At 71.7% G+C, this 14,704-nt stretch carries 18 protein-coding genes; 1 reads left to right on the top strand and 17 read right to left on the bottom strand.

What is annotated here, in order from left to right:
• Positions 1 to 139 precede the first annotated feature (139 nt).
• From ABH927_RS28130 to ABH927_RS28160, 7 genes are all read right to left on the bottom strand, one after another.
• Positions 140 to 1,201, bottom strand: a complete 1,062-nt coding sequence (locus tag ABH927_RS28130; protein ID WP_370026453.1) for a ParB/RepB/Spo0J family partition protein — start codon at positions 1,199 to 1,201, stop codon at positions 140 to 142.
• Positions 1,202 to 1,321: 120 nt separating this feature from the next.
• The gene (locus ABH927_RS28135) at positions 1,322 to 1,894 is read right to left on the bottom strand and encodes a hypothetical protein (protein WP_370026455.1); all 573 of its coding nucleotides are present in this window, start codon (positions 1,892 to 1,894) and stop codon (positions 1,322 to 1,324) included.
• A gap of 124 nt (positions 1,895 to 2,018) precedes the next feature.
• Positions 2,019 to 2,294 carry a hypothetical protein gene (locus ABH927_RS28140; protein ID WP_370026457.1) on the bottom strand — a complete coding sequence of 92 codons (276 nt, stop codon included), beginning with the start codon at positions 2,292 to 2,294 and terminating at the stop codon, positions 2,019 to 2,021.
• A gap of 88 nt (positions 2,295 to 2,382) precedes the next feature.
• Positions 2,383 to 3,501, bottom strand: a complete 1,119-nt coding sequence (locus tag ABH927_RS28145; RefSeq protein WP_370026459.1) for a DUF6744 family protein — start codon at positions 3,499 to 3,501, stop codon at positions 2,383 to 2,385.
• A gap of 49 nt (positions 3,502 to 3,550) precedes the next feature.
• The gene (locus ABH927_RS28150; RefSeq protein WP_370026461.1) at positions 3,551 to 3,727 is read right to left on the bottom strand and encodes a hypothetical protein; all 177 of its coding nucleotides are present in this window, start codon (positions 3,725 to 3,727) and stop codon (positions 3,551 to 3,553) included.
• Positions 3,728 to 3,854: 127 nt separating this feature from the next.
• Positions 3,855 to 5,498: a VWA domain-containing protein gene (locus ABH927_RS28155; RefSeq protein WP_370026463.1), complete on the bottom strand. Its 1,644-nt coding sequence runs from the start codon at positions 5,496 to 5,498 to the stop codon at positions 3,855 to 3,857.
• A 76-nt stretch (positions 5,499 to 5,574) separates the two neighbouring features.
• Entirely contained in the window at positions 5,575 to 6,813 is a 1,239-nt protein-coding gene (locus ABH927_RS28160; protein WP_370026465.1) for an AAA family ATPase, read from the bottom strand.
• 516 nt (positions 6,814 to 7,329) lie between these two features.
• On the opposite strand from ABH927_RS28160, the gene ABH927_RS28165 reads away from it, so the two are divergent.
• A complete protein-coding gene (locus ABH927_RS28165) occupies positions 7,330 to 7,599 on the top strand; it encodes a hypothetical protein (RefSeq protein WP_370026466.1) in 270 nt (89 codons plus the stop codon).
• Positions 7,600 to 7,624: 25 nt separating this feature from the next.
• Here ABH927_RS28165 and ABH927_RS28170 read toward each other — a convergent pair whose 3' ends face one another.
• The 10 genes from ABH927_RS28170 to ABH927_RS28215 form a co-directional block, all read right to left on the bottom strand.
• Positions 7,625 to 8,803 carry a phosphoadenosine phosphosulfate reductase family protein gene (locus tag ABH927_RS28170; RefSeq protein WP_370026468.1) on the bottom strand — a complete coding sequence of 393 codons (1,179 nt, stop codon included), beginning with the start codon at positions 8,801 to 8,803 and terminating at the stop codon, positions 7,625 to 7,627.
• A 176-nt stretch (positions 8,804 to 8,979) separates the two neighbouring features.
• A complete protein-coding gene (locus tag ABH927_RS28175) occupies positions 8,980 to 9,234 on the bottom strand; it encodes a hypothetical protein (protein WP_370026470.1) in 255 nt (84 codons plus the stop codon).
• Complete coding sequence (locus ABH927_RS28180; protein ID WP_370026472.1) at positions 9,225 to 9,419, bottom strand: hypothetical protein; 195 nt, start codon at positions 9,417 to 9,419, stop codon at positions 9,225 to 9,227. The genes ABH927_RS28175 and ABH927_RS28180 overlap by 10 nt, the downstream gene beginning before the upstream one ends.
• Positions 9,419 to 10,438 (bottom strand): hypothetical protein, encoded by a 1,020-nt coding sequence (locus ABH927_RS28185; RefSeq protein WP_370026474.1) that lies wholly within the window; start codon positions 10,436 to 10,438, stop codon positions 9,419 to 9,421. Before ABH927_RS28185 ends, ABH927_RS28180 begins: the two co-directional genes overlap by 1 nt.
• Positions 10,435 to 10,926 (bottom strand): hypothetical protein, encoded by a 492-nt coding sequence (locus ABH927_RS28190; protein WP_370026476.1) that lies wholly within the window; start codon positions 10,924 to 10,926, stop codon positions 10,435 to 10,437. Before ABH927_RS28190 ends, ABH927_RS28185 begins: the two co-directional genes overlap by 4 nt.
• Positions 10,927 to 10,957: 31 nt before the next feature.
• Positions 10,958 to 11,527 (bottom strand): hypothetical protein, encoded by a 570-nt coding sequence (locus ABH927_RS28195; protein WP_370026478.1) that lies wholly within the window; start codon positions 11,525 to 11,527, stop codon positions 10,958 to 10,960.
• Entirely contained in the window at positions 11,520 to 12,347 is an 828-nt protein-coding gene (locus tag ABH927_RS28200) for a hypothetical protein (protein ID WP_370026480.1), read from the bottom strand. The genes ABH927_RS28195 and ABH927_RS28200 overlap by 8 nt, the downstream gene beginning before the upstream one ends.
• Positions 12,348 to 12,406: 59 nt before the next feature.
• Complete coding sequence (locus ABH927_RS28205) at positions 12,407 to 12,697, bottom strand: hypothetical protein (protein WP_370026482.1); 291 nt, start codon at positions 12,695 to 12,697, stop codon at positions 12,407 to 12,409.
• A 90-nt stretch (positions 12,698 to 12,787) separates the two neighbouring features.
• Positions 12,788 to 13,978 carry a DUF3560 domain-containing protein gene (locus tag ABH927_RS28210; RefSeq protein WP_370026484.1) on the bottom strand — a complete coding sequence of 397 codons (1,191 nt, stop codon included), beginning with the start codon at positions 13,976 to 13,978 and terminating at the stop codon, positions 12,788 to 12,790.
• 23 nt (positions 13,979 to 14,001) lie between these two features.
• Entirely contained in the window at positions 14,002 to 14,658 is a 657-nt protein-coding gene (locus tag ABH927_RS28215) for a hypothetical protein (protein WP_370026486.1), read from the bottom strand.
• Positions 14,659 to 14,704: the final 46 nt, after the last annotated feature.

Genomic DNA, 14,704 nt, shown 5'->3' on the forward strand with positions numbered 1-14,704 from the left:
CGAGCTGGCCGACCTGGACACGCCGCGTGAACTGTTCCGCCTCATCTGACCCCCGCCGGGGGGGGGGGGGGGGGGGGGGGGGGGGGGGGGGGGCGGGGCCCCCCCCCCCCCCCCCCCCCCCCCCCCCCCGGTGCGCGGGTCAGGCCGCGTCCTGTGCGTCGGCGGTGTCGCCGGTGAGGGTGGGGTCGACCAGCAGGGCGGACCCGGCCATCACGTGCGCGGCGGCCTGCGCCTGGCGGAGCGTGGTCGAGGTCTTGCCGACGATGTCCTTGAGGTGGTCAATGCGGGCCTTGCAGGCGCCGACGCCGCCCGGCGCGGCGGCCAGGACGCCGGCCAGCTCGGCCGGGTCCATCTTCGCGATTTCCTCCAGGAGCGTGCCGAACACCGCCAGCCGGTCGAACTTGCCGAGCAGCTGGCGCCGCTCGTTGGCGATGCGCTCGCGCTCGGCGTCGGGCAGTTCGGCTGGGACGAACAGGCCCTCCTGGCGGTTGGTCCCGGCCACGTGGACGGCCCGCTCGTCGGCCAGTACGAAGAACGTGCCCTGGCTGGCGTGCTCCTCCTCGGCCCTCCGGCACACCTGGGCGAACGCCTCGGCGTCGCGGATGGTGGGGAACTCTCCGCGGGAGAAGCGGGCGAGGAACCGGTTCTGGTTGTCGGCGTGGAGCTTGGCGACGTACCAGGCGAGGCCGACCGGCAGGTGGCCCTTGAGGAGGGCGTCCTTCATCGGGTCGGTCAGCTTGAGCAGGTCCAGCCGCAGCTCGACGAAGTTGAGGGACTTGCCGGTGGTCTTCGCGACCTGCTCCATGCTGTAGCCGAGCTCCATCAGCTTGCGGAACGCGGCGCCCTCCTCCATGGGGGTCATGTCGACGCGGCCGACGTTCTCGGCGACCTGCTTGGCGAACGTCTCGGGGTCGTCCTCGCCGACGCCGTGGGTGACCTGGCAGGCCATCTCGGTGACGCCGGCGAGCTGGCAGGCGCGCCAGCGCCGCTCCCCGGCGATGATCTTGTAGCGGCGGGTGGAGGGGATGTAGCGGACGCTGATCGGCTGGAGGAGGCCGATCAGGCGGATCGAGTCGGCCAGCTCGTTCAGCGCTTCGGGGTCGAAGTGCTGGCGGGGCTGGTCTTCGTCCCGGTCGATGCGGTCGATCGGGACCATCTTGAGGGCGGTGCGGATGCCGTGCTCGGTGGCGGTGGCGGTCATGGGTGGTGTCCCTTCCTCTCGGTTTCTATATCAAAATCATATTTAACGGTGTCAAAGATAGCAATCATTTTGCGAGGGGAAAGCCCCGGGGTGCGCGGCCCCGGGGCCCCTGCGGGGCGGTCAGACCAGCCCGCCCTGCACCGCGTACCAGCGGCCCCGCTGGAAGGTGAACTCGTCGTGCTGGCCGTTGTCGATGATCTCGACGCCCTCCGCCTCGGTGGAGAACCCGTCGTCCGTGCGGACCGCCACCGCGCTGCACGAGACGAGGCTGCCGCCCCGGATCTCTGCCTTGGCGGGCGCCATGACGTAGCCCACGTAGAACCCCTTCGCGGCGTCGGCGGCGCGGGCGCGGCGGGCGTCCTTCCACTTGGAGGGAGTGAACCACTTGCCGTAGATCCGGCCGTTCTCGTCGAGCAGCGCGAAGTACGGCCCCCACTCGCCGTGCCGCAGGACCGCCGACACCAGGCGGCCGGCCGTGTCGAACAACGCCGGGAAGAGCGCCTTCCCGCCGGCCTCCTCGATCGACGCCTGCAGGCGCAGCTCCGCCGCGGTCAGGCCCCACGCCCACTGGGACAGTGCCCCGTCCGTGTCGCACCTGTCGAACGACTGCAGCGCCTTGACGTCCTCGGCGGTGGCCTGCTCGCGAAGCTCGGCGGCCCGGCCGGCGGCGGTGGCGGTGGTGGTGGTGGCCATGGTGCCCTCCCTGGTAGTGGTAACCAAACTGATATCAAAATCATATGAAACGGCGATCTTGATAGGAATGGTTTTGCGGGGTGTTTTTGCAGCTCAGGGCCGGTTTTACGCCGGGGTGGGGCAGCTACTCGTAGCGGTTGTCCCACAGGACGGTCAGGCGCCACCGGGCCGGTCCCACCGGCGCCGGGTCGGCGGTGACCTCGGCGTGCCGCAGGTCGTCCTGGTAGTCGTGGTTGATCCACGCCAGCACCCGCAGCTCGGCCTCCTGGGCGCTGCCGGCGTCGATCGAGTAGAACGACCGGCGTGGGCCGTAGTCGGAGTCGCCTTCGTCCCCGTGCTTGTCGGCGTTCCACCGGTTGGGCGGCACCTCCGGGAGGAGGGAAGAGAAGCTTGTCGGCATGTCTGTCCGTGTCCTTTCCAGTCGGTTGCTGTGCCTGGGGGTGGGGTGGGCGGCCGCGCCCGTGGGCCGCCCACCCGCGCCCCAGAGGTCACCAGGCGGTGGCCAGCAGGCTCGTCACCTGGGCGTTGACCAGCTTGAACGCCTCGCGGGTGCTGTCGAGGCTGCCGCCCAGCAGTTCCTCGTGCTCGGCCATCGAGCGCTGCATCGCCTTGAACCGCTTGACCAGGCCCTCGACCTTGGCCTCGGACGCGCCGTCGCGGCGGGCGGTCGCGATGTCGACGACCAGGTCCTCCAGCTCCTCCCGCGTCTTGGTGGTGATGGCGGTGACGACCATCTCCCGCATCTCCTCCTGGTCCGGTAGCGGCACCCGGGCCAGGTGGCTGCCGTTGCCGAGGCGGGACACCAGCTCCCGCAGGGCGGCCAGCGGCGCCTCGTGCGCGCGGTGCACGAAGTACACGCCGCCGCTGGTGCGGACCTTCACCGCGTTCAGGCCCTCCACGTAGGTGCGGAGCACCGACCTCAGGCGGTCGCTGGTGTAGTAGGTGCAGGCCCGCAGGTACATCTGCTTGGCCTCATCCAGCGTGTTCCGCACCTTCATCTGCTCGCTCTCCGACAGCTGGGCGATCGCCGCCTCGTCGGGGTGGATCTGCAGGACGCCCACGCCGGGGGTGCCGCTGCCCAGCGGGTCCCGCCAGAACACGATCTCGGCCATCTTCGGGTCGTACGACAGCTCGGCCGCGCCTTCGTCGCGGACCTCCCGCACCAGGTGCCGCACCAGCTTGAGGTTGTCTCGCGACACGTTCCGCATCATCAGCGTGACCTCGGTGACCTTCTCGTCGCCGCGGCGGCGCCGTCGCGGGCGGGGCCCGGCGTCAGCGTCGGGGGTGGCGGTGAGCTGGTAGGTGGCGCGGACACCGCGCGGGCCGGTGATCTGCTCGAACGCGTCGACCTGCCGGATCGGGGGCGGGAGGAACGTGTCGTCCAGGCCCAGCTCGGTGAACCACAGGTGCAGCCGGTCCCGCGTGACCTCCGTCTCGAACACGCTGTAGAGGACGAGGTGCCCGAGGATGGGCGCGCCGGACTGCTCCATCGCGGCGGCGTATGCGGCGAACCCGGCCAGGGTCTCCATCGCGCCGCCCTGCTCGCCCTGCTCGCCCTGCACGGCCTGGGCGGCCCGGTCGGGTGCGGTGGGGGTAGGGATGCTCATCGTGGTGCCTGCCCTTCTCTGGTGGCGAAACGTGCGTTGTGTGTGGGGGTCAGTGGGCGCCGCGCCGAGTGCCCGCGTCGAGGTCGCGCCGCCAGGCGCGCTGCTCGCGGCGCTTGTTGATGCGCACCCACCGGCGCCGGTTGCGGCGGCTGCCGAGGATCAGCGGGTCGTGGCCCGCGCAGCAGACCAGGATGTCCCGCGCGGTGCCGAGCATCTTGGCGTTCATGGCCTCTCCCTAACTCGAAATTCTATATCTAAATCATATCTAACTGTCGTTTTGGTAGTACAGGGGTTTGGTGGTGTTGACCTGGGAAAATGCCGCCGTGGCCGCCCGTGGGCGGCCACGGCGGGGGTCAGATGAGGCGGAACAGTTCACGCGGCGTGTCCAGGTCGGCCAGCTCGTCCACCGTCCGGACGTTGTCGCACAGCTCCTCCAGCGTCCGGCTGGGCCGCGCCTGCACCGTCACCCCGTACAGGCGGTAGCCGATCGCCGCCTTACGCTGCCGCCACCCGTCCGCCCACTCCGGTTCCACCCGGCACAGCCCGTCGGTGATGAGGACGACGTCGCCGTGCCGCAGGTCGTCGCGGTCCCACGACTCGTCCAAGATGGTCGACGCCAGGTCCAGCGGCTCCTGGAACGACGTGCCCCCGTCGAAGAAGTGCGACCCGAACTCCAGCACGTCGGCGATCGGACCGCGGCCCCGCTCGAAGTGGAAGTCCCTCACTTGGCCTGCGCTGGAGAACAAGACGCCCACGAAGTGCCGCCTCGCCTGCCGCGCCTGGTCCAGCAGGGCCAGCGCGCAGGCTTTCGCCCACGCCTCCCGGGAGATGCCGTTCTCCTCGTGCAGCATCGACCCCGAGCAGTCCACCAGGCAGATGATGGGGCCCTGCCCGGCGGGGGCGTCGCCCCGCGTGTTGTACACCATCAGGCGGCGCTCGGCGAGGCGGGCGGCGAAGTCGGCCCGTAGGCCCGGGTCGGCGAGCGCGGCCAGCTCGCCCGGCACCAGCCGCGGCACCTCGTCGCCGAGGGTGACGCCGACGAGCTCCCCGCGGGCGTGGTCGACCTTGCGGGCGCGTTCCCCGGTGGCCATCTGCCGGAACCGGCCGATCAGGTCCACGTACTTGGCCAGGCGGTGCCTCGTCAGGGCCTCGGCCAGCTGGGCACGTTCGGCGAAGCTCATGTGCTGTAGTTCCCCGGGCCCGAGGCCCCAGGCGGCGACGGCGGCCAGCTCGGTCTCGGCGGCGTCGGCGGCCTGCTTGGCGGCGGCCCGGGCGGCCTGCCGTAGGGCGGGCGCGGCCTGCGCGAACGCCTGCGCCTCCTGCTGGCCCGCCTGCTGGGCGGCGTCGGCGGCGGCCTGGGCGGTGGTGAGCGCCTGCTCCAGCCGGTCGGCCGCCTCACCCGCCGCACCCTCACCGTTACCGTCGCCCTGGGCGTCGCCGTCGCCGGCGGCCTGCGCGGCGGCTTGAGCGTCCTCGAGCGCCTGCCGCAACTGCTCGGCCGCCTGGGCGGCCTGCTCGCGGGCCTCCTGCGCTGCCTGCGCGGCCTGGGCCGCCTGCTTGGAACGCTCCAGCATGCCGCGCAGCTCCTTGCTTTGCGCGAGGACGGCCATCGCCGCGGTGTAGGGATCGCCGACGCTGAGGCGGCGCAGCTCCGTGAAGGCGGGCGCGTCACGCAGGGCCCGCACCACCTCGTGGTTGACGTGGCGGGACGGGTCGACCCGGTCGCGGTCGCGCAGGCGCGGCGTGGCCTTGAACGCCGCCGTCCAGGTGTCCCGCACCAGGTCGCCGGTGTGGTCGAAGTTGTCGTTCAGGCTGTCGGCTAGGTCCCGCAGGGCGGTGGCCTGCTCCCAGGTGTCGGCCCAGGTCATCGCGTCGAGCTTGTCGTGCTCGACGACCAGCGTGTGCAGGGCGGCGGGGGCCGGGGTGGGGGTGGCGGCCAGGCCGAGCCACTGCCCGGCCCTGGCCGTGAGGTCCTTCAACCTGCCGGTCAGGCTCATTCGGTTCCTCCGGTCTCATCGGGGGTGATGGGGTGGACGTGGGACAGCCCGCTGCAGGACGGCGGGCTGTCCTCCATCAGCTCATCTGGATCATGGACTTGGCGACGCTCGCGTCGACGCCTAGCGCGTCCACCATGACCCGCGCCTGGATCTGCCGCACCCGGTCCAGCGTGTCGTCCACGGCGGCGGTCGAGCGGCCCTCCGCCTTCGACTTGGCGGCCAGCCCCTGCAGTTCCTTGGCGGCCTTGGCGAGCTTCTGCGATGCCTCGGCGGCCCACTTGGCCAGGTCCTCGGTGTTGGTGCCCTTGAGGGCGTCGAGTTCGGCGTTCATGCCTTCGACCCCGTCGAGGATGTCCAGGGCCTTGCTGGCGTCGGGGTTGACGACCTCCAGCACCTCCTTTTCGACGGTGCGCCGCTCGGCCGGGTCGGTCCACAGCACGTGCGACAGGATGTCCAGGTCGTTGACGCTGATCTGGTCGCGGCCATCGAGCCAGGCGCAGGCCTGCAGGAGCCGCACCGACTGCCGCCACCTGCGGTCGGAGGCGACGACGCCGGCGTGGCGGAGCGCCGACCGGAGCGTCACCATGCCGTCCACCACCTGGTCGGGGATGCCCACCGCGGGGACGTGCGTGTTGACGGCGGCGACCAGGTCGGACAGCAGGATCCGGGTGCGGGGCCCGGCCGGGGCGGCGCCCTGGCGCAGCAGCCACGCGAAGTTCGTCGGGTCGTCCAGGTAGCCGACCTCGACCCGCACCAGTAGCCGGTCGTACACGGCGGCCGACTCCCCGGCGCGGGGCAACTCGTTGCTCGCGGTGATTGCGGAGATCAGCGGGCAGCTGATCGGCTGGCCGCCCGACTCGGGGTGGTAAAGCCTTTCGTTGAGGAACGCGAGCAGGGCGTCCAGCGCGCCGGGGCCGCACTTGAAGATCTCGTCGATGAACGCGATGTCCGCGCGGGTGGCGCGGCCGTCCCACACCTGCTCGTAGCGGCCCTTGACGAGGGCGGCCACGTCGATCGGGCCGAACATCTGCGTCGGGGCGGTGAAGGCGTTCAGCTGCGTCTCCCACTGCGTCGCCCCGTCGATGCGGTCGGTCAGGTCGCGGGCGAGCTCGGACTTGGCCGAGCCGGGCGGGCCGATCAGCAGGCTGTGCTGGCGGGCGAGCATCGCGGCGATGATCGCGCGGATGACGGTGCCGCGTTCGCGGAAGCGGGCGTTCATCTCGTCCACGATCTGCCGCAGGCGGGCGGAGGTCACCGAGCCGTCGCCGGGGTCGGCGGGCGTGGCTGCGGCCGGGTGTGCGGTGGTGGTGGTCAAGGTCCCCTCCCTCTCCAAGTTCATATCTTAAACATATAAAAATGTGTCGCTGATATCAATCGAGTTGCTGGAAAAGACGGCGATCGCACGGTAGAGCCCAGGTCGGCCAGGTCGGCGGTCCCGCCGGCTCGGAGATTTCCCGCGTTCCCGTCCAATTCGGGACGCACGCCGGGGCGAGCCGTGGCAGACTATGACCAATTGCGTTTCGCCTAGACAGCGACAGTCAGTGGTCAGCTGGGCGGAGCGCCGCTTTACCCTCAAGGAAGCTTCCGCAGACATCCCCCTGCGGAGCAGGTCTCTCCTGGTGAGACCGCCTGATGGCTATCGCGGGCGGCCCGTGTGCGACGGGCTGGCCGCCAACGAGGGTCGTCGGTTGCCGCCGACGACTCCGACAACTGAATAAACCGCTGCGTTCATGCGCTGCGCCTACGCGCGGGTTACCAGGAGACCCGCACTACCACCGTAGGTGCTTCGTGTGGGCGCTTTTTCGTTTTCACGGATAGGAGAATGCGCTGAATGACCGGCGAAGAACCCCCGCCAGCCGGGGCTGAGGAAACAAGCGAAACCCTCGCGGTCGAGATGACGAGGGAGGGCGGCCGGACGGTCCGGGAAGCCATCAGCAACACGTCCAAGACCGTCCGGCTGTGTGCGGTGTTCCTGTTCGCAGCAGGTTCACTCGCCCTGTACCACTCGGCGACGTCCTCTTCGCAGGAGGACTCGCCGCAGTGCCGCATCGACGTCGTCCTCCCCGCACCCGCCAAGGCTGGAGGTGAACAGCACGCGTAGCTGACAAAAAACAACTGTACGCCTTTCAGGCGTAGTACGGCCCCGGCTTTCGCGGAAGCCGGGGCCTCGGCACGCTCACCGCCCCGGCGGCGGCCACCAGGGCGGCCTCCGCGGCCTCGTCCAGCGGCCCGGCCATGACCACGCTCGTGTCCGCGCGGGTAGCCAGCGCGATCGCCCGCCGCGCGGCGGCGAGGATCTCGGCGGTGCGGGCGGCGGCGCGGTCGGCCAGCTTGCGGGTCGTCCACGGCACGCGGGGCCGGCCCGCCTTGGTGACGCCCTCCCCGCGCGCCTGCGGCGTCGCGGCCAGGTGCGCGCGGACCAGCTCGTACAGCGCGGCCGCCAGCCTGGCGGCTGCGGGCTCGCCGGCCGCTTCGGCGCGGGCGGCGTCCAGCCCGGCGAGGATCTGCGCCATCGACAGGCGCTCGGTGAACGGCTGGCCCAGCCGCACCTCGGCACGCAGGTAGTCGGCGGCCAGGGCGGGCCGCAGCGCCGCCGCGAGCATCAGGTCCTCCAGGCTCGCCAAAACGCACAACGCGCACGACAGGCGCGACAGGCCCCAGGTGTAGCCGGCGTGCGGGCGCAGCCCCGACCGGCGGATCTGCGCCCACACCTCCGCCAGCGACCAGTCCCGGATCGGCAGCCAGCGGGTGATGGTGCGGTTGCGGGAGGAGCGGCCCTCGTCCACGGACAGGATCGGCTTGGCGGCCCGCCCCGGCGACTCCTGCCCGCGCAGCCCCAGGCAGTACAGCACCTCCACCGGGCGACCCGGCTCGACCACCCCGGACGCGCGCAGCTCGTCCACCGCCTGGGTGATCCACGTCATCGACGGGCCCGTCTTCTGGTCACTGGTGCACCAACGCGCGTTGTTGCCCATCCATTTGCGGCGTTGCCCGAGCAGCTGCTGCCACAGGCCCCCGCCCGGGCGGGACCGCGTGACGAACTCGAACCCGTACGCCGTGGCGTGCTCGCGGGCGGCGGCCTCTACCCCCGGCCACTCCACCGGCTCGCCCGAGTCCGTCACCCCCAGGTGGTTGTGCAGGACCACGACCCGCCCCCGGTAGCCCTGCTCCTCGATGAGCTTCGCGACGTAGGCCAGCATCGCCAGGGAGTCCTTACCGGCCGAGCTGCAGATGACGATCAGGTCGTACGCCCGGAGGTCCGGCACCGGCCCGTACAGGGCGACGGCCGGGCGGGGCGGCCGCACCGCCGGCAGGTCGAGCGCGGTCTGCGTGCCACCCGGTCTCCCTGGCGGACGGCCAGGGCGCGGCGGACCCTCGGGATGACCGGGAGGGGAAAAGACCCGCACCCTACGCCGGACAGGCGGCGCAGGACTTCCCACACGACCAGGTGTGGGGCTTGGGCGCCCTGCCCCTCCCACGGTCATCGCCCGCACTGCGACTGCCACCACACCTCCACCGGTAGCGGCCCCTCGCACGTCACCTGGTAGTTCGGGTCGGCGAGGCGGGCCTGGTAGGTGGAGCCCGCCCACTCGCCCGGCCGGATCGACCAGATCAGGTGCCCGTACGCGCACAGCACCGTCACCCCGCCGCCGGGCCGGGCCCGCACAACCGGGCGGCCGGTGTGCGGGTGCCACTCGCCGGGATCGCTCAGGAGCGCCAGTTGCATCAGTCCCACGTCCAGTCCAAGCCGTAGCTGTGCCGTGCGTGGCAGTAGCAGGTGAAGCAGGACCTGCCGTGCCTCCCGCGGCTGGCCAGGTGCTCGGCCACGCCCAGCTCCCACGCGGGCGGGCCCTGCTCGGCCGCTGCCAGCAGTTCCGCGATGTCGGGGCCCAGCACGAGGACGTCCAGGGTCAGCTGCATCAGGCCCCCTCGGGGGCGGGGCCGGACGTCGCCGAGGCGGACCGGGCCGGGCCGGGCAGCGTCTCCCAATACAGGGAGTAGGACTCCTCGCCGGAGCGGGCCGCGAAGTACACCCGCACCGCCTCGGTGTCGTCGGTCGGCGGCTCGGCGGGCACGTTCGGGTTGTGGTCGGCCACCAGGTGCCAGGTCTTTCGGACCTCGCCGGCCAGGTGCGCGATGCCGTCCTGCTCGCTGGCGTGGACGGTGATCTCGCCGGTGTTGCGGCAGTCGTCGTCGTGGTGCAGCACCCACACCGTCACCTCCGACAGGGCGGCCACCAGCGGCGCCGGGATCACGACCCGCTGCAGGGCGTACGTCTCGCGCCCCGCCATGGCGCGGAAGAACACGCCGATCGCCTGCCGGTCCTCCTGCGGCGGGTCGGCCGGGAGCGACGGGTCGCCCAGGTCGGCCACCCGGTACCACGCCTCCCGCACCTCGATCGCGAGGCAGGCCACCGCCCGCTCCTCGCTGGGGTGCAGGGTGAGGCTCCCGCCGGGCTCGCCGCCGGTGTCCAGCCGCAGCGCCCACATCACCACGTCACCGGGGCTGGTCGCGAGCGGGACGTCCGGCAGGCGCACCGTGTACCGGTCGCCGTCGTCGCGGTGCTGCTCCCAGCCGGCGTCCTTGAGCACGTCGTGGTCGACGCCGAACGCGAGGGCGTCGAACAGCAACCGCTCGATCTCGTCGACCTCGAGTTGGGTCAGCCGCCACGCGATGTCGTGGTCGTCGGCGTCCCACACCACCTCGCCGGGCTCGCCGATGGTGAGCAGGGTGACCGGCACGCTCCCGCGGGGGATGCACTCGGCGACGTCGACCGTGGCGGTGGCCGCGTCCGGGAAGTGCTGCCGCAGCAGATGCGCGACGCGGACGGTGCAGCGGCGCAGGTGCTCGGCGCGGGCGGCGTCGGCGGCCTGCCACGCCTGGTGGACGTAGCCGGCGATCTGCTCATCCGTCACGGGTGAGGTGGTCACGGCGGTCACTGGGGCTGCCCCTTCCCGGTGCAGGTGTCGCAGCGCAGCCCGTCCGGGGTGCGCGCCCAGGTGGCGGGGGCCGACTGGTCCGCCTCCTCCTGCGTGTCGCGGTGCTTGGGGGCGGTGCGGCCGCAGCCGCCGCACGCGGCGACCCGGCACGACGTGGTGTGCCACTGGGCGACGTGCGGGACGCCGGTCTCGCCGGTGAGCTGCTTGGCCTGGTCGTTGGCGGCGTGGCCGTAGCCGAAGTGCAGCGGCTCCCCGTCGGGGCCGGTCACCGGCTGGTCACCCGGGCCGATGATCATCTTGCACTGCCCGGTGCCGCCGACGGCCTTGGCGATCTCCTCGGCGATCTTCGCGGCCAATTCGGTGCGCGCGGCCGGGGCGTCCATCGCGTTGTACTGGTTGACCAGCGGGGCCAGGTCGTCGACCGCGTCCTCCAGCAGGGCGAACAGCTCGTCGGGCGTGATCGGGTCGGCGGGGTACACGTACGGCATGAGGTGTCCCTTTCTGGGGGCTCGTAGCGGATCAGTGGGCGGCGCCGACGGGGCGATCCCCGTCGAACTCCTGCTGCATGAGGTCGTAGGCGCGGGCCGACAGCGTGATCTGCCGCTCGCTGAGGGTGTCATCGCCGAGGGCGTTGCCGTGGACGGCTTCGGCCGCCGTCCGGATCAGGCACTCCACCTCGTCGGCGGTGAACATCGACGTGAGCGGCCCCGCCGTGCGGGCGGCGTTCAGGTCCGCCATGAGCTCGGCGTGGCAGGCCAGCAGGCGCTCGAGGACGGCCCGCGCACGCTCGGGCCCGTCGACGGCATCCTCGGTGCGGAACTCCCGCAGCTGGATCACGGTCGTGGCCAGGCACGGCCCGCCGGGCATGTCGACCAGGACGATCAGGTCCTCCTGGTCGGCGTCGCTGGTGTCGACGGTGCCCATGCCGAGCAGCTGCGGCAGCGCGTCGCCGATGTGGTTCTGGGCGTCGAGCAGCAGGTTCTCCACGTCCCACTGGCCGGTCACGGAGTAGCAGTCGAGGTCGCAGGCGGCTTCCAGGCGCGCCCACACCTCGTCGGGCACGAGGGCGGTGGTGGTGGGGTCAGTCATCGCTGTGGTCTCCGTCCTCGGCGGGTGGGAGGACGCCGGCCATCCGGCACACCTCGATCGCGAACTCGTGCTGCACGTTGGGGCGGCCGTAGGCGGAGATGTGGTCGTCGTAGTCCTCCAGGTGGCCGCTGATGCCTCGCCACTGCTCGTCGGTGAGGTCGATGCCGTGGAACTCCCGCAGGTAGCTGGTGAACCACTTGCGGTCGAGGTAGTTCACGCCGATGTCGGCGGCGCGGGCGAGGTCGAGCAGGGCGCGGGTGGCGTTGCCGTCGTAGGCGGCGATCAGCTGGCCGATCAGGCGGTCGCGGGTGGCGGCCGGGTTGGCGCGGCCCTGCTCGCTGTCGTCGAACACGACCGTGCCTTGGATAGTGACCTGCACGGGCACGGTGCCGTCCGGCCGGAGCAGGTACGTGGCCGGGTCGTCCAGGTCGACCGACACCCGTACGGCGCCGCCCTGGTGGTGGAGGTACAGGAACGTCAGCACCCCGCCCACTTCGATGTAGGGCAGGGTGTCGTCGCTGGTGCGGGGCGCGAAGGTCGCGGACCGGTTGGCTTCGTCGCAGGCGCCGGCGGCGGGGAATCGGTAGGCGGGCTCGTGGGCGCTGCCCCGGCCGGTGCCGTAGCACTCGGCGACCACGTCGGCCATCTGCTCGGGCGTGGGGTAGGCGTCGAACGACTCCTGCATGGTCAGGGTGTCGCCGGTCTCGGCGTCCTGGATGTCGTAGCTGCGGCCGTCCTTGCCGCGCCAGGTGATCTCGATGATGTGGACACGGCGGCCGTGGACGGTGTGCTCACCGACGTTGCGTTCTGTGGTGATCAATGCTGGTGTCCCTTCACGGGTCGGGGTTGGCCGGGCGGGACGCCCGGCCGGGCGGCTGGTCAGTCGTCGGTGACGGTGACGCCGGGCCAGTAGACCGTCACGCCGTGGCCGGTGTTGTCGGTCTGGATGCGCTCGGCCAGGTCGAGCGCCTCCTGCAGGCCGAGCACCTGCGTGGCGGCGGCCATGAGGGCGGCGATCTGGGGCCAGCCGATCGCGGTGGCACCGAGGCAGGTGTCGTCGGCGATGACACCGCGGGCGGTGTACTCCTCGTGGATCTCGACGTCGTCTTCTGCGCGGGCGACGTTGAGCAGGTGGGCGAGCTGGTCGCGTCCGAGGGTGATGTCGCGCATGGTGTGGCCCCTTTCGCCGTAGTTGTTATATCTATATCATTTCTTTATATGGTCATGATATGTACTGGGTTATAGGTTTGTGACACGGGGTTACTCGCCGGTCAGGCCGCGCGCCTCGCGGATCTTCGCCGCGATCAGCTGCTTGGCCTCGGCGGCGGTCATCGACAGCGCGGCGACACCCTCCTGCTTGCTGAGCCGGCCCTCGACCTTGTCGTACGCCACGGTGCTGGTGCTCATCCGGCCGTCGAAGCGGTCCCGCTGCCGCGCCCATTCGACGGTGACCACGGGCAGGCCGCTGCCCGCCCAGTAGTGCGACCACGGGATGGTGACCGACTTCGGGTTGGCCCGGGTGACCTCGATCGCGTGCCCCATGTAGATCACGAAGTCGCCCTTGTCGAAGTCGGCCTTCGTCCAGAGCTTGACCCCGCGCTGCTCGGCGTCGGCCAGGACGCCCTTCCAGTAGGCGATCTCGTCGTCCAGCTGGGCGAGGTCGGTCTCACGGCGGGTCTTGTCGTCGCCGGTGAGCCACACCCGGCAGTGCGTGTACGTCTCACCTTTGGACAGCACCACGGCGCCGTCCGGCGGCCTCTCGTCGCCCCAGTAGGTGTGCTCGAACCCGTCGGCCAGCAGCTCGGCCAGGTCGCGGCGGTCCTTCTCCAGCCGGTCCAGGCGGCGGCGGGTGGTGCCGACGTCCTCGCGGTGCTCCTGGTAGCGGCCGGCGGCGGCGGCGCGGCCCGCCCAGTACCGGCCCTTGCCCAGCTCCTCGATGGCGCGGCCTTCCTGCCGGTGCGTCTGTTCGAGGAGCCGGCGGTGCCCGCGCTCGCTGTGGTGCCCGACGAGGATCGGCTGGCCGGGCGGGATCTGGCTCAGCCTGTCCCGGGCGCGTTCCCAACGGGCGTTCCCGGCGGCGGTGTTGCGCTCGGCGCGGGCGGCGAACCGGTCGGCCCGCGCCTCCGCCAGGTCGTTGCGTTCGCCCTCGGCGTCGGCGAACGACCGGCCCGACGTCACGTCGTCGACCTCCACGGCGACGGTGAACCCGGCCGCCTGCAGCGCCTGCACGGCCCGGTCGATGACCCACCGGTCGGCGGCCCGGTCGCGGGAGTTGCGGACATAGATGCCGACGTTGCGGGACCACCGCCACCCGGTGATGTTCCTGACGGCTTCCCACGCGCCGTCGCCCTTGCGGGAGCCGAGCAGGCGGGTGCCTTCGGTGCGGTCGTGGACGATGCGGAGGGTGCCGCGCGGCGCCGGGGCGTCCGCGGCGGGGGTCGTGCTCGTCACCTGTTCTCCTTCGGTGCGGGTGGTCAGTTCTGGACGCGGACGGCGACGGTGAACCCCGCCTGGCGCAGCGCGGCCGCCGCGGCGTCGATCTGGTCGTGGTCGGCGGTGCGTCCGCTGGACTTGGGGATCTCGATGCGGCCCTTGCGGCGGTTCAGGCGGAAGCCGTGCCACCGGGCGACGGACAGGACGCCGTCGCCTGGGGTGGTGCCGTCGATGCGGGTGCCGTCCGCCCGGGTGTGGATGATCCGCAGCAGCGGCTCCTCGGGGGCGAGCAGCCGGCGTACGGCGTCGGCCAGGTCGGCGGACGCGGCGTGCTCGGCGTCGCCGCCGGTGCCGTCCTCCACGGCGCGGTCCCAGGCGGCCAGCAGCGGGGCGAGGTCGTGCAGGCGGGCGCGGAGCTGCTCGAGTTCGGCGGCCTTGGCGGCCCACACCAGCGGGTCCGGCAGTACCCTGGTGGAGGGGTCGGCGACGTCGCCCCGCGCTGAGACGCAGGTGATGGTGACCGTGCCCGGGTCCAGCTCGATCGGGATGTCACGGGTGATGTCGATGTTCGGCTCGCATGATGCGAACAGGCCGGCGTAGTGCCTGGCGGACGCCACCCCACGGGCCCGCACGTCCAGGGTGATGATCGCGAGGACGTCGAACGTGTGGCCTGGCAGGTCGCGCGCTGATTCGGTCACAACCGGTGTCTCCTTCCATGTCGGGCGGTGGCCTGCGCGCTGGTAG

This window comes from Planotetraspora sp. GP83, from assembly GCF_041262585.1.
Lineage (GTDB): Bacteria > Actinomycetota > Actinomycetes > Streptosporangiales > Streptosporangiaceae > JAOEGB01.